Origin of the sequence: Paraburkholderia sp. MM5384-R2, assembly GCF_014201025.1 — a bacterium.
GTDB lineage: Bacteria > Pseudomonadota > Gammaproteobacteria > Burkholderiales > Burkholderiaceae > Paraburkholderia > Paraburkholderia tuberum.
In genome coordinates this window covers 51,710-71,431 of sequence record NZ_JACHDI010000032.1, presented here as the reverse complement: position 1 = coordinate 71,431, position 19,722 = coordinate 51,710, and the positions used below count along the sequence as shown (strand labels likewise).

Below are 19,722 nucleotides of genomic sequence, written 5' to 3'. Positions count from 1 at the left end.
TTCGGCCATCTCGTAACCAGTTGCATACGACTTCAGCCTATCGAACGGAAACCATTCGCCGGTTTCTGCGTTCAGCGCCATTGCCGACGGCATTGGCGGGAAGTTTGAGTAGATTGAATAGGTGATACGGCAAAGCTGGCATTCTTCCTTGCCCCCGGTTTCATCCTGTTTCTGTTGTTCCATCTGACCTCTGCTGATTTTTCAGAACACATCCGACGAATTAACCATCTAAAACGCGACACGGTCAACGACTTTAAATTGAGATAAAACTGTTTTGACAGCTATTCACAATTGCTCTGCCTATCTAATTTTCACGTGCATTTTTCCAGTGTCACTGTCCAACAAAAAAAGCGGCATTGAGCCGCTTTTTCCGTAAGTGATCGACGCCGGTTAGTGCTTTGTCCACGAAGCGTCCATAGCCGCCAGTTTCCCGTTCGCGCCCTGCGCAGCGTCAGCGAGAATCGCTGCGGCGTCCTGCGGTGTCAGCTGGCGGTCAGGAAGCCCCTTGGCGTCGAGCGCAAGCACCGTGAACAGTTCCTGATCGCAGCGATTGGCGGCGTGGTAGTCCTCGCCGAGCTGGATCATCACCTCCAGCAGGTTCCGGTGTTCGTGCCTTTCCTCAGCAGTCACAGCAGGACTCCTGCACATCGAGGTCGCAAGTGTAATCAGATGTCGGAGTTGCTGCCCCTGCCGGTCGCAAAGATGGAAGGCGGCCGGAGCGAGCCGTTCATACTGGAGAGCGTCTACAGGGGGACGGGACGGAGATTGCTGCTTCCTGGTGGGTTTGGTCATGCGCGGTCCCGGTTATCGTGAAAGATCGCCCGGACACATAGGGAGGTCCCGCAGCGCGCTGGAAACCGACGAGATCGCCGGCGTGGTTGCGGCCTACCGGCACGGCGCTGAAAACGCCAGAAAGGCAGGGTTCGACGGCGTGGAAGTCCACTGCGCCAACGGTTATCTGCTTGACCAGTTCCTGCAGGACTCCACCAATCAGCGCACTGACGCATATGGTGGGTCGATCGAGAACCGTGCGAGACTGCTGCTCGAAGTCACGCACGCGTGCGTCGCCATATGGGGCGCCAACCGGGTCGGCGTGCATCTGTCTGCGCGCGGTGACGTGAAGTCGATGGGCGATTCGGACCCTGCGGGCACCTTGGGCTATGTCGCAGGCGAGCTCGGCAAACGCCGCATTGCCTTCATCTGCGCGCGTGAAGCGCTGGGAGACGACCTGCTCGGACCCGCACTGAAGGCAGCATTCGGTGGCATCTATATCGCCAACGAAAAGATGACCAAGCACACCGCCGAACGTTTGCTTGCGGTCGGCGACGCCGACGCGATTGCTTTCGGGCAGATGTTCATCGCCAACCCGGACCTGCCGCGCCGACTTAGATTGGACGCATCGCTCAATGAGCCGCGGCCCGAGATGTTCTATCACCCAGGGGCAGAAGGGTACACGGATTACCCGGCGCTTGCCTGACCGTACAAATAGCCACCCCCGGGCCTCGCACCGGTGAGGCTTTCTTTGGGACGATCAGCCCAGACAACGGAGAAGCCCGCCAGGTCGACGTACGCTTGCACCAGGAGATGCCGCCTCGGACCTCATCCGCATAGCCGGCCAGGTGCCCATGGGTCAACGCCGTTCTTACCGTATGTTTCACAACTCAAGGCGAACATGGAAGCAGCGATCGCCCATAGGCATGCACCGGCATCGCAGACGAAAGCGAACGAATCGACAAGCCGTTTTTGGAGCAGGAGCTCTGGTCCCCCAGCGGTCAGTCGATGGCTAGCGAACAAACTTCGCCGTCCATCGCACCGGGAGCGCGGCCCATCCCGAAAGAGTCCGGGTGGGCTGCATCAGCTTGCAGACATGCCCGGAATGCTGACGCCGAACGACTGAAGCAATAGCACCGCATTCAGCGCGAGGATGACGACCGTCGCGGCAATCGCTGCAATGTCCGTTAGCCGTCTATTGACGAACTCGCCCATGATGTCTTTGCGGCGGGTGAAGAGCACCAGCGCCACCATCGGGATCGGCAACGCAAACGAAAGAACGACCTGACTGATCACCAGCGCCTGGGTGGCATTCACGCCGAGGCCGACCACCACGAACGCCGGCACCATGGTCACCAGACGTCGCACCCAGACGGGAATCCGGAAACCGACGAAGCCCTGCATGATCATCTGGCCAGCCATGGTGCCGACAACGGAGCTGGAGATCCCCGAGCTGATGAGCGAAATCAGGAAAACCGCCGCCGCGCCCGCACCGAGCAACGGCGTGAGCGTATGGTAAGCGGTTTCGATTTCCGCGACGTCGCGGTGGCCGGCATGGAATGCCGCGCTGGCCATGATTACCATGGCCATGTTGACGAGACCTGCAAAGAAAAGCGCAACGATGACTTCCCGGTTCGAAAAACGCAGCAGTGCGCGGTGCTCGCTCGCGTTGCTCGCCGGAGTCCGGCCCTGAGTCAGCCCGGAATGGAGATAGATCGCATGTGGCATCACGGTGGCGCCCACGATACCGACCGAAACGGTCAGCGCTTCCCGGTTCGGCATTGAGGGCAAGATCGAGTGCAATCCGGCCTGTCCCCATGCGACGGGCGCAATGAACAATTCGACCAGGTAACACAGACCGATCACGGCAACGAGCGCGCCGATGATGATCTCCATTGGCCGGTAGCCGCCTTTTTCAAACACGAGGATGCCGTATGTCACCATCGCGGTCACCGCCATGCCGGCCATCAACGGCATTTTGAGCAGCAACGCGAGGCCGATTGCGCCACCGAGGAATTCGGCCAGGTCGGTTGCCATCGCAGCCACTTCGCTGACACACCACATGACGAAGACGGCCTTGCGCGGCAGTTGCTCGCGACACATTTCCGCCAGATTACGGCCCGTCACGATGCCGAGTTTGGCAGAGAGCGCCTGGAACAGCATGGCGATCAGGTTGGCCATCAGTACCACCCACAGCAGCGTGTACCCAAACTGCGAACCGGCCTGGATGTTGGTCGCGAAATTGCCTGGGTCCATGTAGGCGATCGAGGCAATCACTGCGGGTCCGGCGAACAGCAGCGCGGAGCGCAAGCCGCGTCGTTTGCCGGCCAGCACATCGCGAATCGCAACAGTCGTGCGATCTGTGAGCGTATTTTTGCCGGCAGTGCTGTTCATGGACACTTCCCGACTTCTCTGGACGAACGTGGCACTGCTATTACTCCAGGTTCTTTAGCGCGTGATGGCAATATACAACGGCCAAACTCCGCGGATGATCGGGGCGGGTGCTGCGCAAAGCGCGCCCGGGGCCGCGGGAAGCTCGGTCAAATACGGCGAAATCGCATGCGCATCGTCAGCTTCGCCCGAAATTTGTCAGGCTGCTGACAGGAAGCGGTTGAGCATCGCTCCATATCAGCGCCATTCGCAGTTCGTCCTTGCGTGACGGTGAATCCATCCAGCAGAATGAGTGGTTAATTCTCGCATGCATGCCCTCCATGAAGCTTTCACGTCGCGAAGTACTTGGCCGTAGTCTGGCCATTCCCCTGAGTCTCGGCCTGTCGCCTTTCCTCGCCCTTCGTTCAGGTATCGCCAGCGCGGCGCCCCCCAATCTCGCAATCGTAATGAATTCCGGCGAAGCCAGCGTTTCGGTCATCGACATGGCGTCGCACAAGATCGTCCGGACCTTGCCGACGTTGCGCGAACCCAGTCACTGGGCGCTTTCGCGCGACAGAAGCAAGCTCTATATTGCCGACGCCAGCGGCAATGCACTGTTCATTGTCGACCCGCACACCGGTTTGGCGCTTGGCCATAAGGTGATCGCCGATCCGTACCAGCTTGGCTTCACGCCGGATTTCCGCTACCTCGTCGTCAATGCACTGCGGCTCAACTATGTCGACATCTACCGCCCCGACGACCTGACGCTCGTCAAGCGCTTCTCGCCCGGGGGCATGCCGAGCCACCTCGACTTCTCGCCGGACTCGCGCTGGAGCTTCAATTCGATGCAGGAGTCCGGCACGCTCGTTTCATTCGACCTGACGAACCTGACGATCCGCTGGAAGTCGAACGTCGGATCGACCCCCGCCGGCGTGCTCTGGCACAACGGCAAGGTACTGGTCTGCGTGATGGGCAGCGACCATGTGGCGGAAGTCGATCCAGTGACGGGTAACGTGCTGCGGCGGGTGAAAACCGGCGTCGGCCCGCACAATGTCTTTCTTACGCCCGACGGCGCGACGCTCTACGTGAGCAACCGGATCGGCGGCTCGCTGGTGGCGCTCGATCCAACCACCCTCGAGCTTCGTCGTACCTATCCGTTCCACGCTGCGGGGCCAGATGACATTGCTGTTGGCCCCGACGGCAAGCTATGGGTGACGCTGCGTTTCCGGGAGCAGGTCGCCGTACTCGATCCAGCCAGCGGCAACTACGAGACCATCGATGTCGGACGCTCGCCGCACGGCATCTTCCTCACCACCCAAATGAGCCGCCCAGGTCTCGTTACCGCCGAAACGCTCTAACGTCCATCATGCTGATATTTCTCGACAGATTCTTCAATATGCTGGCCGGTGAAATCGACCAGTATCTCGTTCTGCCGTTGCTGTATCACTTCGGCTGGATGCAATGGGAAGAGCTTTCCTTCGACTGGGCGCTGATCTGCGTCTATGGCCTCTTCGCGGTTATCGTCACGTATGCGGTTTGCTGGCCGCTCGAAGCACTCTTTCCGATCGAACGCTGGGATGACCGCAAAGCCGTCGTAACCGACGCGTTCTATACGATCCTCAACCGCGTCGGGGTGTTGCCTGTCGTCAGTTTCCTGCTGTTCTACCAGGTGCAGGTGTGGGTGAACGGCTTCGTGGTCGATCACGGCTACATACCGCCGACGCTTGAGACGTTGATACCGCCGCTTCTCGGACATCCGGTCGTTACCTTCATCGCGTACGCGCTGATTCTGGACTGTGCCGATTACTGGCGTCACCGCCTGTCGCACTCATACCGTAGCTGGTACGCACTGCATGCGTTGCATCATGCGCAGCGGCAGATGAGTTTCTGGTCGGACGACCGCAACCATCTGCTTGACGACCTGGTCGCCGCAATCTGGTTCGGCATCGTCGGCCTCGCGATCGGTATTCCGCCGCTGCAGTTTCCGCTGCTGTTCCTGTTCATGCGCTTCATCGAAAGCCTGAGCCACGCCAATATCAAGCTTTCGTTCGGCTGGCTCGGGGACCGGTTGATCGTCTCGCCACGCTTTCACCGGTTGCATCATGGCCTGCGCGCGGCCGGCCGCAATTCCTGTAACTACGGCGCCGTCTTCCCGATCTGGGACATCGTGTTTGGTACAGCGGACTTCTCCGCCGAGTACCCGCCTACAGGCGACCGGCGCGCACCGGAATCGATGGCCACGGGCGGCTACATCGCACAGCAACTGGGCGGCTTGCAGTTTTTCCTTGAACAGTGGCGGCAACCGGCAAAGGCTCGCCGCAGTTCCTCCTGAGAACATCCCTGCATTGCGCCAATGCCCAAACGGGCCGGTTCATGTGCGCCTGGATTTGGTCCGGACCGGCTGGTGCAAAGAACCTGTAGTGGGCTGTCTCTCCCCGACGCGACGCGCCCGTCAAGGCGCCCATGGAGTGAATGATGTTGCGCAGAACCAGTTCCTGGTTTGTGCGTTACACGCCCCGCGCGCGCGTTCGCACGCTCGTGCGTAAGGCGATCGGGCTGGCAATCTTTGTCAGCGGTTCCGCAGTGATTGTCGTGTATCTGCTACGACGCGTCTCCGATGGCTAAACGTCAACGACGGGCACGAAAAACGCATCCATACATGGCCGGAGACCGACCTCTAATTACACTGGTCATCAATATCTACCGCGTGATTCGTATGAAGGTCAGATTGGAAAGGCGATGACGAAGACGATACGCTGCCAGTGGGACAGTGGAGAGATCGCGCTGGACGTGGATGAGGCCGGTAGCGGCGCTTCGGTCGTCCTCCTGCCGGCCCTGAGTACGATTTCCACGCGCCTGGAGATGCGCCCGCTGCTCGACTTGCTCGCGCCTCAGTTTCACGTGACGACGGTTGATTGGCCGGGGTTCGGCGATCAGGCGCGGCCAAAGGAAGAATGGTCGCCGGAGCTTCTCTCGGAGTTTCTTAACTGGTTTCTAAGCGACATCGTGGCACCACCGCACGCCATTGTGGCGGCCGGACATGCAGCCACCTATGCGCTTTACCAGGCCGTCTTGCGCTCAGATACGGTTGATCGCCTGGTCCTCATCGCACCGACGTGGCGCGGCCCGTTGCCGACGATGATGGGTGGCCAGCGGGCCTGGTTCTCCCGTGTGCGCTCTGCCATTGATCACCCCCTCGCTGGCCCGCTTCTCTACCGGCTCAACGTCAGCCGCCATGTCATCACCATGATGGCGAGAGAACACGTTTACAGCGATCCTGACTGGCTTGGCGGCGATCGTCTCGCGGCCAAACTCGCCGTCACCCGTGCACCCGGAGCCCGGCACAGTTCGGTACGCTTTGTGACCGGTGCGCTAGACCGGGTCGCCAACCGTGCGGCGTTCCTTGATCTTGCGCGCCGAGCCAACATTCCGATCCTCGTGATCTACGGCGATCAGACGCCGCCGAAATCGCGTGTCGAAATGGAGGCGTTAGGACAATTGCAAAATGTTCAGGTTGATTCGGTCATGAAGGGCAAGCTCGCGATTCACGAAGAGTTTCCAGAAATCGTCTCCATTGCCATCAGACGGTTTTTGACGAAGGAATCGCCGCTTTAGACGATCAACGACAGACGGGCACAGCCAGACGCTCCGCATTACAGACAGCGGGTTATCCGGGCGACGCATAGCCAAATATGGCCCGATTACGAATCGATGCGCACCGACACGCCGGTCGACGAGTAGACGGGCGTCGCCTTGTGGCCGTCGACCGTGATCGTCGTGAACTGCTTCGTCGCCCCGTTGCCATCGATCAGATCGATGGTGTCGCCGACCTTGGGCGCATAGCCGCTCACGAACTTCACGTGTAGCGTGCCGCCGGCGATGGTCAGCTGATTACCAACGTGCAGTTGGCCGGCGCCTTTACCGTCAATGTCCAGTTCGAGTGTCGTGCCGGCGAGCTGCGTGTACTTGCCGACGATGGACACGGGCGACGCCGCCGCGATGGTGATGCCACCCGCACCCACATACACGTCGCCCGTGCCGAACGCATTCGGAGAATCGGCCTCGAGCACGCCGCCGCTTACCTGGGAGCCGCCCGACCAGGTGTTGTTGCCGCCGAGCTTCAATGTTCCGCTACCCTGCAGCGTCAACTTCCCTGCGCCGGCAATGTCGTTGCGCCACAAATCCGACGCGTTGAATCCGCCCTGGGACGCATCCATCGAAACGATGACGCTGCCATGGAACGCACCATATCCGTCCCCGGCTGCAAACATGTTGAGGCGGCCCCACCCTTCCGCATCGTCCATGACCGGATAGCCGGATGGAAGCTCGGTCGTTTTGAGCACCACGCGGCGCTGCTCAACGCTCAGATACGGAAAGCGCGTCTCCAGTAACACCTCCGCACCCTTCGGCACAACGGGAGGCGTATTGGTCGATTCGATCGGAGCAAAGCCGAACGTCATACGGCGAGTGAAGTCCGCTTTGTTCGTCGCGTAGTCGGCGAAGCGGTCCGTCGCTGCCGTGCCGGAGTGGGCGAAAGCAGCGAAGCTCGTCGAACTGGTATTCGTCGACTGCATCAGGGCCGCGTGCGCCTGGCTAAATGCGGCGCTCTTCAAGGTGGCGTTGCTCGGATCGGAAAGATTCGCAGCAGTCGCCGCAAGTGCAAACATTCGACCAGCAATGACGTCGAGCGGCGAGTGCATACCGGCGAAAATGCGGTTTTCGCCAAGTTCGAGGCCGCGGCTCGCCATCTCCTGGAACCGCTCCGGCAGCACGTAGGCCATCGTCATCGCGTCGCGCATGGCCTCCGCCTCGTGACCGCTGATAAATCCGCCATCGGTCGGAGGCGTGGTGCTCTCGGCAGGCACCAGAGTCGGATCTACCACGACACTCGTGCTCCAGCGGTATGGCCGCGCGTATTTGTAGAAGCGCTTGGCCGGCTCGGTGGACGCGTTGTTGCCCATGATGTTGAGCAGGTCGACAACCTGGCCGAAACTGGTGTTGCCGCCACTGCTGCCGACGCCGATGTTGTTGCCGTTGTCGTTGTACAGAACGGTCGTCGCATCCGCCGGAATCGAGGTGATGGTCGTTACCTGCTGCGCCGCCGCGCGCCACGCATTGGTGAGCGGTCCCATGCCATCGGTAACGCTATAACCTTTGCCGCGCCGGTCGTCGTAGTAGGCTGCGTCGGCCTGTGCCTGAGTTCGGTTGGTCGTCTCGGCGACCACGAATTGAATGTTTGCGGCATGGACGGCACTGTTCACGACAGCCCCACCCGGCGTACCGTCATTGGGTAGTCCTGTCCACGTGGACTGCACGACAGCCGGAAAGGAACCATTGGCGGGCGCAGAGACGCCCGCATCGACGATCTCGGTCAACGGTTGCCAGATGTCGAGGAATCGCGAGACGACCCGCACGCCCGCATTCGTGGCGAGCGTCGCATATCGCGCATCGCCGCGCTGGTTAGTCGCAATCGTGTCGACGAACGCGGGCACGTCGGGGATTGCGGCGTTGTCGACAAAACCGGGGTCGGCAGGGGGCGCCGGGATCGAGGCCGTCGCCGTCGTCGTCGAAGTGTTCGAGGCGCTCGGCGTAGAAGAATCATTGCTACCACCGCACGCGGCTAGTACCGCCACGCTTGCGAGCACCGTGAGGCGCAGCGGGAGAGGGACGCGAAAATGAGCCATCACGAGACTTTTTTGTGGTTGTTGGTGGCATCGGATTGTGCGGGTGAATTATGACGGCATTGTTGCGACTGATTACGCGGTATCGGATATTGTGGCGCGATTCGCAGGTATCCCGGAAGACCTGGTGGTGGAAGCTGCACATGCGTCGCAGACGCGTGAACGCAGAACTCCTTAGTATTTGATTGCGGCTCATCCACATTCGCGAAGCATGCGAAAGGTTTCATTCCGCGAGGTTTTGGTGCAATGTCGATTCGGAACGCCAACCACAGGGCGATCCATTAACGGACAACCGTTTCGCGTGAGCCTAAAACCACCCCTTTACCGTCGCCACTCGCCAGACGACAAACATGACGAGGCCCACCGACGCGGCGGTCAACAGAATGAAGTCAATCGAGCGCACTAGCTTTTTCATATCGACGTTGGATCGGACGCGCGACGTCCGCATGAGAACCGGAAGTGAGGCGTGTGGAAGTATCGAAACGCGCTCGTATGGAATGTCGAACGCTCACCAGCACTTCAGTGATGCGAGAAAAGCGCGTTATCTGAGGGCGTTGCGAAGGAAAGGCGATGTCCGGATTGCGAATTCACTACCGGCCCTGAACCGTAGTCGTTATTCGCGTGTGCCTGCCGCGGGCTGCTCTCGTCCGGATAGTGCACTTCCGACTGATGGAGCGTGCCGATCTGTTCGGCCTGTATGACGTTCGCTTCCACCTCGGAGCGAGTGAGGGGCTGCGCCGACGAGAGCGCTGGAATGGCGATTGTGGCTGCAAGGATCGCATGAGCGATAAGTACTTTCATAAGTTGGCTCCTTGGTGAATAGGCAAATTTCGATGAATCGAATGGACCACGCTAACTGCATTGAAAGCGAGTCGATCTTCACGCTGAGGTGGACCGCGAACAGATAGCGATCGACGGGTGCCCGGTATTCAGTGCGTGGATATGACGGTACGCCCTGCAACCTTAAAAGCCGCTTATCCCGTCTCCGAAAAATGCGCGGCGTCCGCGAGCCATGTTCCGACCGTTTATCGATAAAGGCGATCTGGCAGTTCTTTGACGAACCGGGTTCGCCTGACTCGCCAGGCATTGCGGACTGACCTGCCGCGATCGCGGATATCCGCACTGCGCCGCCAAACCGGGCCATCATGGCGAGCATTCAGCAGATGTTTTTCGAGCGGACGGAGGCTGCATTTGTTGCAAGCGCTTCAGTACCGCACGCTCCGACGCGCCTCGCGCTTGCTCGCATGGCGTGGACGACGAGACGGCCACGCCGGGCACCACGCATTAGCGCCCGGCATTGGACGACCGAACGGTCTGATCAAATCAGGGTCGGTAAATCTGTGCGCTTTCGAACACATGCCGGCGAGTCGAATGTCCATGATTTACCGGTAAACGTCACTCCCCTAAGCCATTTCGAAGTGGCCAGCCGGACTGACTTCGATGGTGTCAGCATGGCTTGTGCGTAACGCGCTATATTTGAAGTCTCACTGCGCGATGCGGCAACGCTCGTATTCGCCCGACAGGCGGATCTCGAGCTTCTTCTGCACAGCAATGCTTTACTTGCCGCGCGTGTATGCGCCGCGAAAGCTTCATCTATCGTTGTGAGCGTTAGTGATTTTCAGTCCCCGGGATTAACCGGGCTCGTGTTGGACCGTTGCAGACAGGCCTGGCTCGGGTCTTCCGCTTAACCACGACTTCACAGGACGGCAATATGTCACTTCGTATCAATGACACCGCGCCCAACTTCACCGCGCGGACCACGCAGGGCACCATCGATTTCCACGACTGGATCGGCGACCAATGGGCGGTCCTGTTCTCTCATCCGAAAGACTTCACGCCGGTTTGCACGACTGAACTGGGCTACATGGCGAAGATCGAGCCGGAGTTCACCAAACGCAACGCGAAGCTGATCGGGTTGTCGGTCGATCCGGTCGAAGACCACGAAAAATGGGCCGCGGACATCGAGGAAACGCAGGGCGCCGCCGTCAAATACCCGATGATCGGCGACACCGACCTCGCGATCGCCAAGCTGTACAACATGCTGCCGGCCGACGCGGGCGATACCAGCGAGGGCCGCACCGCCGCGACCAACGCGACCGTGCGCTCGGTCTTCATCATCGGTCCCGACAAGAAGATCAAGCTGACGCTGACCTACCCGATGAGCACCGGCCGCAACTTCGACGAAATCCTGCGGGTGCTCGATTCGATCCAACTGACCGCCAAACACAAGGTCGCGACGCCGGTCAACTGGAAGCAGGGCGAAGACGTGATCATCACGTCCGCGGTCAGCAACGACGAGGCGCAGCAGATTTTCCCTGGTTTCAAGACCATCAAACCGTATCTGCGCACCACGAAGCAACCGGGCTGACAGATGTGGCACGGCGGCCGCTTGCGGCCGCCTCGCGGACCTTCCTAAGGGATACAGATGATTTTTCGTCAGCTGTTCGATCCTGCTTCGTCGACCTACACGTACTTACTCGGCGACAGCGGCGAGGCGGTGCTCATCGACCCGGTCTACGAGCAGGTGCCGCGCGATCAGGCGCTGCTGCGCGAGCTGGGCCTATGGCTGCTCACGACGCTCGATACCCACGTGCACGCTGATCACGTAACCGGCGCATGGCGCATGCGTTTGCGTTGCGGCAGCGAGATCGGGCTTGCCGGGGTCGTCGAGGCGAAAGGCGTCACGCGAGCGCTCGCGCATGGCGATCGGATCCACTTCGGCACGCGTCATCTGACCGTGCGCGCGACGCCTGGCCATACGAACGGCTGCCTGACCTACGTGCTCGACGATCTGAGCATGGCCTTTACCGGCGACAGCCTGCTGATTCGCGGCTGTGGCCGCACAGATTTCCAGCAGGGCAGTCCGCAGCAGTTGTTCGCGTCCGTGCGCGAGCAGATCCTGTCACTGCCGGACGACTGCCTCCTCTATCCCGCGCACGATTATCGCGGCATCACGGTGACGAGCGTGACCGAGGAGCGGCGCTTCAATCCGCGTCTGGGCGGCGACGTCGACGTCGGCGATTTCGCCGGTTACATGAACAACCTGAATTTGCCGCATCCGAAGCAGATGGCGGTCGCGGTGCCCGCAAACATGCGTTGCGGGCAGCCGGAAGGCGGCGCCGAAGTTGCGACCGAAACGCCGGATTGGGCACCGTTGACGCTGCGCTTTAGCGGCGTGTGGGAAATCGAGCCGATGGCGCTGCTCGAGCATGGCGCCGCGTTTCAGATCGTCGATGTGCGCGAGGCGCCCGAGTTCATCGATCGTTTGGGTCATCTGCCGGGCGCGAAGCTGGTGCCGCTGTCGCAATTGACAGGGCGGCTCGATGAACTGGAGCGCGAGCGGCCGGTGGTCGCGGTGTGCCGGTCCGGCGTGCGCTCGGCGCAGGCAAGCGTGTTGCTGACGAAGGCGGGGTTCGGCAAGGTGGCGAATCTTGCCGGTGGGATGCTGCGGTGGAGGACGGAGGGGTTGCCGGTTGCGTCGGATAGTGTTTGAGGGGGGAGTCGGCGCTTCGGGACCCTCACAAGCTCAGCCTTGGCCTTGGCGACAGCCTCGACCTTGCCCCAAAGCCGCGCCAGCCTTCGAATAGCCAGCGCTCCGTTGCGCCGTCCGCGTGACCAGCCTGATCCCCCCGCATACGAGCACCAGCGCGACGAGATTCTTCAATTCCATGCGTTTGCGTGAAACCCAATAGCATCAGTTGTCCCCTATGGCGCCGATTCAAATCGAAAACAGGCTTCTTCGAGAGGGTAGCGAGAATCAACAACAAAATAGAACGAAATGCCACGGGCGACCGGACGTTACGCCGGCTGCTATGTCCGCATCACTGTGTCGGGCGATCTTCCGACCATGCGCTGGCGAGTGGTGCGCACCTTCACACCTGCGGCGCAGGCACCCGTGGGTCCAGTCATTGTGCGCCGACCGCGCGATGCTCGCTCACGCGGCTTCACCCGGTGCGGACGTCGATTGTCGGTCCGCACGCGACTCGTTCGTCGTATAGATGGAACCGATCAGGTTCATCGCCCAGGAGCACATCATGCGCAGGCACATCGTTTCCATGTTCCTCAGTCTGGATGGCGTCGCTCAATCCCCCGACGCGCCTGAGGAGGATGCCAGTGGTGATTTTCGTTTGGGTGGGTGGATCGTCCCTTACGCCGACGAAGCGGTCGGCGCAAGTGTGCCAACAGTCATGCGCTGAACGGAGACCTTGCCGACGCGATACGCGCGCTGAAACTTCAGGACGGTGCCGATCTATTGACGTTCGGCAGCGGCGACATGGTGCGCCAACTGCTGGCGGCGGGCCTCGTGGATGAACTCCAACTCCTGATTTATCCCGTCATGCTCGGGCACGGCAAACGCCTGTTCGGCAACGACGCACAAGCGTCCGCCTTCACGCTGGCACACGCGACGAGCACCCCCGGCGGCGTGCTGATCACGCGCTACACCCGCAACGGCGAAGTCCGAACCGGAACGTTCGAGTAAGCGCGAAGCTTCCGATCGACGCTTACAAACGGAGGCCTATTTCTTCCTCATGTCCCGCGCTCGCCTGCCACGCGCCACGGTATCGGCGAACAGGTCGATCACGACCTCGCGCAGCCAGCGATTGCCTTCATCCTGATGGACGCGCTCGTGCCACAACAAATGGATCGGCGCGGCGGGTAGCGTCATCGGCAGCGCGCGCAGGCTGAGCGAGAACGGCGTGGCCAACTCCAGAGCGAGGCGCTCGGGCACCGTGGCGATCAGGTCGGTACGTTGCAGGATATAGCCGACGCTCATGAAGTGCGGCACCGTCAGTCGCACCTGACGCCGCACGCCGCGCCGTTTCAGCCACTCGTCCACTTGACCGTGGCCGGTGCCGGCCGACACCACCACCAGATGCTCGGCTTCGCGCCACGCGGAAAGCGTGAGCGGCGCGTCCTCGAGTGGGTGAGCGCGTCTGAACAGACAGACGTAGCGCTGATCGAACAGACGCCGCTGATAGAAACCCCCCTTCAACTGCGGCAACAGACCGATCGCCAGGTCGACCCGGCCGTCGGCCATTTCGTTGCTCAGATTGACGCTCGTATTGCGCACCGTATTCATCGCGATGCCTGGCGCGACGCGCGACAATCGTTCCAGCAATGCGGGCAAAAACACGACTTCGCCGATGTCGGTCATGCCGATCGTCATCGTACGGATCTCGCGCAGCGGATCGAAGCCCGTCACCGGATTGAGCGCGGCGTGCAAGGTGGCGAGCGCCTGAGAGACCGGTTCCGCGAGACGCAGCGCGAACGGGGTAGGCACCACGCCGCCCGGCGCCCGCACGAACAGCGGATCACCGAGCAGGCGGCGCAGCTTCGCGAGCGCATTGCTGACGCCCGGTTGGCTCATGTTCATTTGCTCGGCGACGCTCGCCACGCGCCGCTCCTGCATCAGCCGCTGGAACAGCAGCAGCAGGTTGAGATCGAGATCGCTCAGTTCCATGGCTTCGGCATGACCTAAGGTCATTCATTTCAGTGATGAAGTAGATTCATTTCATCTTATTGAGCAATGATCGTCTAGTGCTGAAAATACCAACACGGTATCCGCATGCGACGCGCCGGGCGCGCGTTCCAGAGTGGCCCGAATCGATAAACCCGCATATCGGAGACGCAATCATGAACCGGATGGATCTGAGCATCGCGATCGTCGGCGCCGGCATCGGCGGCCTTACGCTGGCGCTCGCACTACGCGAACATGGCATCGATGCGCAACTTTACGAGCAGACCGATGAGTTGCGCGAAGTGGGCGCGGCCGTCGCACTGTCGGCCAACGCGACGCGCTTTTACGAGCGCATGGGGCTACGCTCCGCGTTCGAAAACGTGTGCGCCGAAGTACCCGGGCTCATTTATCGTGATGGCCGCAGCGGCAGCGTCATTGGACATCATCGCGGCATGCCCAGCTATCGCGAGCAGTTCGGTGGCTCGTACTGGGGCGTTCATCGCGCCGATCTGCAGGCGGTGCTGTCGAAGGCAGTTGGTCTCGAGCACATCGAGCTCAGCCATCGCTTGGTCGATCTCGTGCAGCATCCCGATCGCGTGAGTCTCGCGTTCGACAACGGTCGGCGCATCGATGCCGATCTCGTGATCGGCGCCGACGGCGCACGCTCGATTACGCGACGCTGGATGCTCGGCTACGACGACGTGCTGTATTCCGGTTGCTCGGGCTTTCGTGGCATCGTGCCGGCCGAGCGCATGGACCTGTTGCCCGATCCGGAGACGATCCAGTTCTGGGTCGGGCCCGGCGGCCATCTGCTGCATTATCCGATCGGCGACAAGGGCGATCAGAACTTCCTGCTGGTCGAGCGTCATCCGTCGCCGTGGCCGTCGCGCGACTGGGTCATGCCGTCGACCGAAGGCGAGCAGCTGCGCCTGTTCAAGGACTGGCATCCGGCCGTCGTGCAGATGATCACGGCCGTGCCGATCAGTCAGCGCTGGGGCCTGTTTCACCGTCCGCCGCTCGGCCGCTGGAGCAAGGGCCGCGTGACGCTGATCGGCGATGCCGCGCATGCGCTCGTGCCGCATCACGGCCAGGGCGCCAACCAGTCGATCGAGGATGCTGTGGTGCTGGCCGCGCAACTCGCCAAGGCGGGCCCGGGTAAGTGGCGGGAAGCGCAGGAAGCCTACGAGCGTCTGCGCCAGGGCCGCACGCGCAAGGTGCAGTACGCGTCGATCAGCACCGCGGACGTGCTGCATCTGCCGGACGGCCCCGCCGCGCAGGAACGCAACGCGCGGCTAGGGGCGCGCGACAGCATGCTGCATCACCTCGACTGGATTCACGATTTCGATGCGCTCGCGCAAGAGCCGAGCGCGCGACAAGGCGGCACGTGGCTTTGAGCCTCTCCATGAGGCTTCAATAGGGAGGCGGTGGGCCGCATGCTCATGCCAGGCGCCTCTCTCCAGCCACTACGCGTCACATGCAACCCATTGACCGAGTGGCGCGTCACCCTGATCACGTTACCTATATTGCCGCTCGTCCACTTTCTTGGCGCATACCTTCCTGAATTGCGCGGTCGTCCGCTGGCAATCGTCTACGCGTTCTGGGAGCCATTTGTCGCGTGGGGAACGATATTATTTCTCGCAAGCAATTTCCAGCGACGCTTCGACAGACTCGTTGGCGCGTGGCAGCCGCTGCCGCGACGTGCCTGCACGATCTACGTTATCCCTCCGCCCGTTCTGGTTGCCGTCGGGTTGGCGTGGAGAAACGTACCCGCAGCTCCTCTGCTGAAGTTCGCGGTCACGGGTAGCGTCGGTTGCGCGTTGTGCTATCTGCTTGCTGGACTTTTGCTTCGATTGCCCAAACTGGCATCGATTGTGAAAAATGGGTTCGCGTGTGACGGCCATACGCTCCTGCACGGCATCGAGTGACCGGCAACGCGCGGCCTGCCGGCTCCGCGGTTTCCGATGCGAGCCGTAAATTCTGGAGTTCATGCGTTGCCTGGAAACCCGGCGCGTAATTCCCGGTGGAGAAATTTCGAATAGCGACAGCGTGGAACCGCGTAGATCGGTCGTATTAGCTTGCGCCTGATATCCGGGAAACTGCGCGCCGGTGGCAATTGCACCTATGTCGCTGCGAACGCAGCCCTTTGTGCTTGCGCTGATTCGCGGCTGACGGTCATTTCTACCAGTTGTCAATGGCCGGTAGCGGCTGGCGACACCACGCTCGGGGTCGCCAGCGTGTTGTTGCTCTTCGGAGCGGCGGTGGTGTCAGACGTCGAGCTGCTGTTGTTGCTCGGCAGGCCCGAGTTCGGTGCCTTGGCGCCCATGCCGCTGTCCGTATTGGTGGTGCCTGGCATGCCGTAGCCGCCCGTGGTTGCGCCGTTCATCTGGTTCGACGGACTAGCCGTGCTGCCGCCTGTACCGGTCGAACCGCTGCCGCTCTGGCCTCCGGCCGCCTGTGCAAAAGCGCCGCCCGACAGCGAGAGTGCGGCGACGGCCGCGACTAGTGTGATGGTTGCCTTGCTCATGATCCGCCCTCCTTAACTGGACTGGAAGATAGACGCAGACAGTTGCCGCCTGCGCTACAGCAAATGTCGCAAACAGCGTGCCGCGTGCTTTTGCAGGTAGCGAAGCGATCGGCGGAGCACGAAGTGGCGGTCGTGGGGCGACTCCAGCCATTGGATCGCACGAGATCTGCCGCGAAATAAGCCGCTCTCCGCCGGAATAGATCCCGCGCCGTTCTCGTTCATTGACCATTAGGTCCTTTGCGCAGAACAAGGAGTGCGGTCATGAAGTCTCTACTCGCTCTATTCGGCGTCGTTGCATGCGGCGCGGCCGTCGCGACTCTGATGTCATGCGGTGGCGGTGGCGGTGGCGGCTCGAGTTCGAGCAGCGCGAGCCCACCCGTCCAGTCGTCATTCGCAGCGACGGCCCTCGTATCCGATGGTGCGGTGCCCGCTGCACACACCGACGCTAATCTGAAAAACCCTTGGGGCGTGGCCTTCAATCCCAAAGGTTTCGTCTGGGTCGCGGACAACGGCACCAACGTCGCGACGCTCTATGACGGCAATGGCGTGCCGCAATCGCTGGTCGTCACGATACCCGACGGCAAGAACGGCTCCGCATCGCCCACGGGCATCGTTTTCAATGGAACACAAAGCTTCCGCGTCACGGAAAACGGCAAGTCTGGAGTCGCTGCGTTCATCTTCACGGGCGAAGGCGGCACCATCACCGCGTGGGCGCCCGCCGTGGGGCCGACCAATGCGTTCGTCATGTACGACGACGGTACGGGCGGCGCCGTCTACAAGGGTCTCGCGCTCGCCGCGATGAACAACGGCAACTTCCTTTACGCGACGGACTTCCATAACAACAAGATCGACGTATTCGATACCTCGTTCGCGAAGGTCGCGATGCCCGGCGCCTTCACGGACCCGGCGATTCCAGCCGGCTTCGCGCCGTTCGGCATTCAGGCGATCGGCTCGAATCTGTTCGTCACCTACGCGATGCAAGACGCAGCCAAACACGACGATGTCCCGGGCGCGGGGCTCGGCATGGTCGATGTGTACGACACCGCGGGCAACCTGAAGCAACGCTTCGCGACAGGCGGTCCGTTGAACGCGCCGTGGGGCATTGCGCAAGCGCCCGGGACCTTCGGCTCGTTGAGCGGCGCAATACTGATCGGCAATTTCGGCGATGGCATGATCAATGCGTTCAACGCGTCGAGCGGTCACTCGATGGGACAGATCAATGGACCGAACGGCAGTCCGATCGTCGAGCACGGCGTGTGGGGCATCGCGTTCGGCAACGATCTCAGCAATCAGCCTTCCAGCACGCTCTTCTTCGCGGCGGGGCCGAATGACGAAGCCGATGGCGTCTACGGAAGAATCGATCTGAATACGACGTCGAACTCAGGTACGAACACGGGTACGAACACCGGCACAAGCGCGGGCGGCGGGATGAGCATTGGAATGTAGCGCGAAGCGCGCAATTGAGAAGCGCCGCTCTTGATGCGAGAGCGGCGGTATTGCTTATGCGGGGCGATGTGCGCCTGAGCAGTGCGTGTGATGATCATCACATCCACGCGCGGTTGAGCACCAGCGATGTCAGGTCCTGGCTGCCCTGACTCACATCTGATTCTGACGCCGGCATGCCCGCAATATCTGCTGAACCGCAAATGCCCCTCGCACGGTTTGCACATTCTGCAGCACACACACGTGATACGACTTTTCCCGCGGCAGAAGCAGTGCGCCATTTCTGTAAAGCGCGTTGCACGAATCGCTAATCACGCGTGCCGCGAAAGTGCTCTGGCTATTTCCTAGCGAACCCAGAATGCATTGATCGTAGTCTGGATTATCGGTGCCGAGCGCCAGAGCCGAAAGCGGCGTGGCGAGTGCGATCGACAGAAGCAGAGAGGCGGGCTTGATCATGAACGTGGGCGAGACCCAAGGGATATAACGGTGGGCAATCGTAGCATTTTGCGGTTCGATGCAGCACCTGGCCGACGCCCGTCTTATACTCGACCCGCGAGAGCGGGACCGATCTCGTTGTGTGTCAGGCCGAATTCCGCCATGCGAGCACGATGATCTGGCGAGCCCAGATATGAACGAAGGGCTTTGTTTACCGCCTGGATCAGATCGCTGTTACTTCTATTGAACGAGAATGCCCCGAGCGGAGGCTGCTGCGGCTTGCCCTTCGTTCCCGGTTCGTGCTCAACGGCCTCGAGCATTGAGCCTCCGATCCGGTTCGCAACTATCCGATTCCCCAAGGCCGTGCTCGCATACGCATCGACGGCGCCAGAGAGAACCGCTTCGACAGCGTCGGCCTGATGCTCGAAGACGACTATTTGGTCCTTGCTTACGCCAGACGCTATCGCTGAGTCGTGCTGCACCTGTCCGGCTATGATGCCAAGGCGCGCATCAGCGCGTTTGGCAAGCGACACGTAGCTGTCAAGGGCTTTCGGGTTTCCAGTGCGAACCAGAAAACCGTCTGCGATTCCCCATACCGGGACGCTGAACGCGACCATATTGGCGGGTTCGCGTGTGACGAACAGCGGAACGTTCATATCCCACCTGCCTTCTTCAACGCCGGGCAGGAGCTCACTAAACGACGTCAGATGATGCTCGATCCGGGTTACGCCGATCGCCCGAAGAACCGCGTCGGCCAGATCGATGTCAGCGCCCGCGGGGGTACCATCTGCTTCCGTCCAACCGAACGGGGGTTCTTCGATGTACGCAATCGTTACCTTCATCGCTGTGTCTCGCCAATTGGGAATGGTCATCAAATGCCGGGCCGAATGTTGATGATTCTACTTACATGCGCGGTTGTCGTTGCGGCGGCTCTCTCTGAAACGAACGCGGTTATGCCTGGATCGGGTGTCGGTCTTATGGACGTTGGTTGGATTGCGCGGCATCGCTACGGAAACGCACCCACTTCTTGCTGTTACTTA

16 protein-coding genes and 3 pseudogenes are annotated in these 19,722 nt (G+C 61.0%); 10 read left to right on the top strand and 9 right to left on the bottom strand.

The genetic code is table 11. The features are described 5' to 3' along the window. Both HDG37_RS33400 and HDG37_RS33395 read right to left on the bottom strand, forming a co-directional pair. A pseudogene (locus tag HDG37_RS33400) lies at positions 1–183 on the bottom strand (hypothetical protein); the annotation flags it as partial. A gap of 207 nt (positions 184–390) precedes the next feature. Further along, on the bottom strand, positions 391–630 hold the full coding sequence (locus HDG37_RS33395) for a hypothetical protein (protein WP_184055108.1): 240 nt from the start codon (positions 628–630) through the stop codon (positions 391–393). A gap of 214 nt (positions 631–844) precedes the next feature. On the opposite strand from HDG37_RS33395, the pseudogene HDG37_RS33390 reads away from it, so the two are divergent. Continuing rightward, positions 845–1,477 (top strand): annotated as a pseudogene (locus HDG37_RS33390) (alkene reductase); the annotation flags it as partial. 377 nt (positions 1,478–1,854) lie between these two features. Here HDG37_RS33390 and HDG37_RS33385 read toward each other — a convergent pair. Then, complete coding sequence (locus HDG37_RS33385) at positions 1,855–3,165, bottom strand: Nramp family divalent metal transporter (protein WP_184055104.1); 1,311 nt, start codon at positions 3,163–3,165, stop codon at positions 1,855–1,857. A gap of 317 nt (positions 3,166–3,482) precedes the next feature. On the opposite strand from HDG37_RS33385, the gene HDG37_RS33380 reads away from it, so the two are divergent. The 3 genes from HDG37_RS33380 to HDG37_RS33370 all read left to right on the top strand — a co-directional run bounded on the left by HDG37_RS33380 (position 3,483) and on the right by HDG37_RS33370 (position 6,756). Further along, positions 3,483–4,499 carry a YncE family protein gene (locus HDG37_RS33380; protein ID WP_260335196.1) on the top strand — a complete coding sequence of 339 codons (1,017 nt, stop codon included), beginning with the start codon at positions 3,483–3,485 and terminating at the stop codon, positions 4,497–4,499. 8 nt (positions 4,500–4,507) lie between these two features. Further along, complete coding sequence (locus tag HDG37_RS33375; RefSeq protein ID WP_184055102.1) at positions 4,508–5,473, top strand: sterol desaturase family protein; 966 nt, start codon at positions 4,508–4,510, stop codon at positions 5,471–5,473. A gap of 407 nt (positions 5,474–5,880) precedes the next feature. Beyond that, complete coding sequence (locus tag HDG37_RS33370; RefSeq protein WP_184055100.1) at positions 5,881–6,756, top strand: alpha/beta fold hydrolase; 876 nt, start codon at positions 5,881–5,883, stop codon at positions 6,754–6,756. Positions 6,757–6,842: 86 nt separating this feature from the next. Here the strand turns inward: HDG37_RS33370 and HDG37_RS33365 are convergent, their stop codons facing one another. Together HDG37_RS33365 and HDG37_RS33360 are read right to left on the bottom strand one after the other, a co-directional pair. Beyond that, complete coding sequence (locus HDG37_RS33365; RefSeq protein WP_184055098.1) at positions 6,843–8,825, bottom strand: phosphatase PAP2 family protein; 1,983 nt, start codon at positions 8,823–8,825, stop codon at positions 6,843–6,845. 516 nt (positions 8,826–9,341) lie between these two features. Beyond that, on the bottom strand, positions 9,342–9,623 hold the full coding sequence (locus tag HDG37_RS33360; RefSeq protein WP_184055096.1) for a DUF4148 domain-containing protein: 282 nt from the start codon (positions 9,621–9,623) through the stop codon (positions 9,342–9,344). 910 nt (positions 9,624–10,533) lie between these two features. Here HDG37_RS33360 and HDG37_RS33355 point away from each other — a divergent pair. The 3 genes and pseudogenes from HDG37_RS33355 (at position 10,534) to HDG37_RS33345 (ending at position 13,302) form a co-directional block, all read left to right on the top strand. Next, the gene (locus HDG37_RS33355) at positions 10,534–11,190 is read left to right on the top strand and encodes a peroxiredoxin (RefSeq protein WP_184055094.1); all 657 of its coding nucleotides are present in this window, start codon (positions 10,534–10,536) and stop codon (positions 11,188–11,190) included. A gap of 57 nt (positions 11,191–11,247) precedes the next feature. Beyond that, complete coding sequence (locus HDG37_RS33350) at positions 11,248–12,315, top strand: rhodanese-like domain-containing protein (RefSeq protein WP_184055092.1); 1,068 nt, start codon at positions 11,248–11,250, stop codon at positions 12,313–12,315. Between the two features lie 541 nt (positions 12,316–12,856). Beyond that, positions 12,857–13,302, top strand: a pseudogene (locus HDG37_RS33345) (dihydrofolate reductase family protein). Between the two features lie 36 nt (positions 13,303–13,338). Here the strand turns inward: HDG37_RS33345 and HDG37_RS33340 are convergent. Next, positions 13,339–14,283 carry a LysR family transcriptional regulator gene (locus tag HDG37_RS33340; RefSeq protein WP_184055122.1) on the bottom strand — a complete coding sequence of 315 codons (945 nt, stop codon included), beginning with the start codon at positions 14,281–14,283 and terminating at the stop codon, positions 13,339–13,341. Positions 14,284–14,456: 173 nt separating this feature from the next. Here HDG37_RS33340 and HDG37_RS33335 point away from each other — a divergent pair, with 173 nt between their 5' ends. After that, entirely contained in the window at positions 14,457–15,674 is a 1,218-nt protein-coding gene (locus tag HDG37_RS33335) for an FAD-dependent monooxygenase (RefSeq protein WP_184055090.1), read from the top strand. Between the two features lie 39 nt (positions 15,675–15,713). Then, on the top strand, positions 15,714–16,205 hold the full coding sequence (locus HDG37_RS33330) for a hypothetical protein (protein ID WP_184055088.1): 492 nt from the start codon (positions 15,714–15,716) through the stop codon (positions 16,203–16,205). 263 nt (positions 16,206–16,468) lie between these two features. On the opposite strand, the gene HDG37_RS33325 is transcribed toward HDG37_RS33330, so the two are convergent. After that, positions 16,469–16,804 (bottom strand): hypothetical protein, encoded by a 336-nt coding sequence (locus tag HDG37_RS33325; RefSeq protein WP_184055086.1) that lies wholly within the window; start codon positions 16,802–16,804, stop codon positions 16,469–16,471. Between the two features lie 261 nt (positions 16,805–17,065). Between HDG37_RS33325 and HDG37_RS33320 the strand changes: the two genes are divergently transcribed. Next, positions 17,066–18,250: a TIGR03118 family protein gene (locus HDG37_RS33320; RefSeq protein WP_184055084.1), complete on the top strand. Its 1,185-nt coding sequence runs from the start codon at positions 17,066–17,068 to the stop codon at positions 18,248–18,250. Between the two features lie 150 nt (positions 18,251–18,400). Here HDG37_RS33320 and HDG37_RS33315 read toward each other — a convergent pair whose 3' ends face one another. Next, positions 18,401–18,703, bottom strand: a complete 303-nt coding sequence (locus tag HDG37_RS33315) for a VF_A0006 family four-cysteine protein (protein WP_184055082.1) — start codon at positions 18,701–18,703, stop codon at positions 18,401–18,403. An 83-nt stretch (positions 18,704–18,786) separates the two neighbouring features. Next, on the bottom strand, positions 18,787–19,524 hold the full coding sequence (locus tag HDG37_RS33310) for a transporter substrate-binding domain-containing protein (protein ID WP_184055080.1): 738 nt from the start codon (positions 19,522–19,524) through the stop codon (positions 18,787–18,789). Positions 19,525–19,722: the final 198 nt, after the last annotated feature.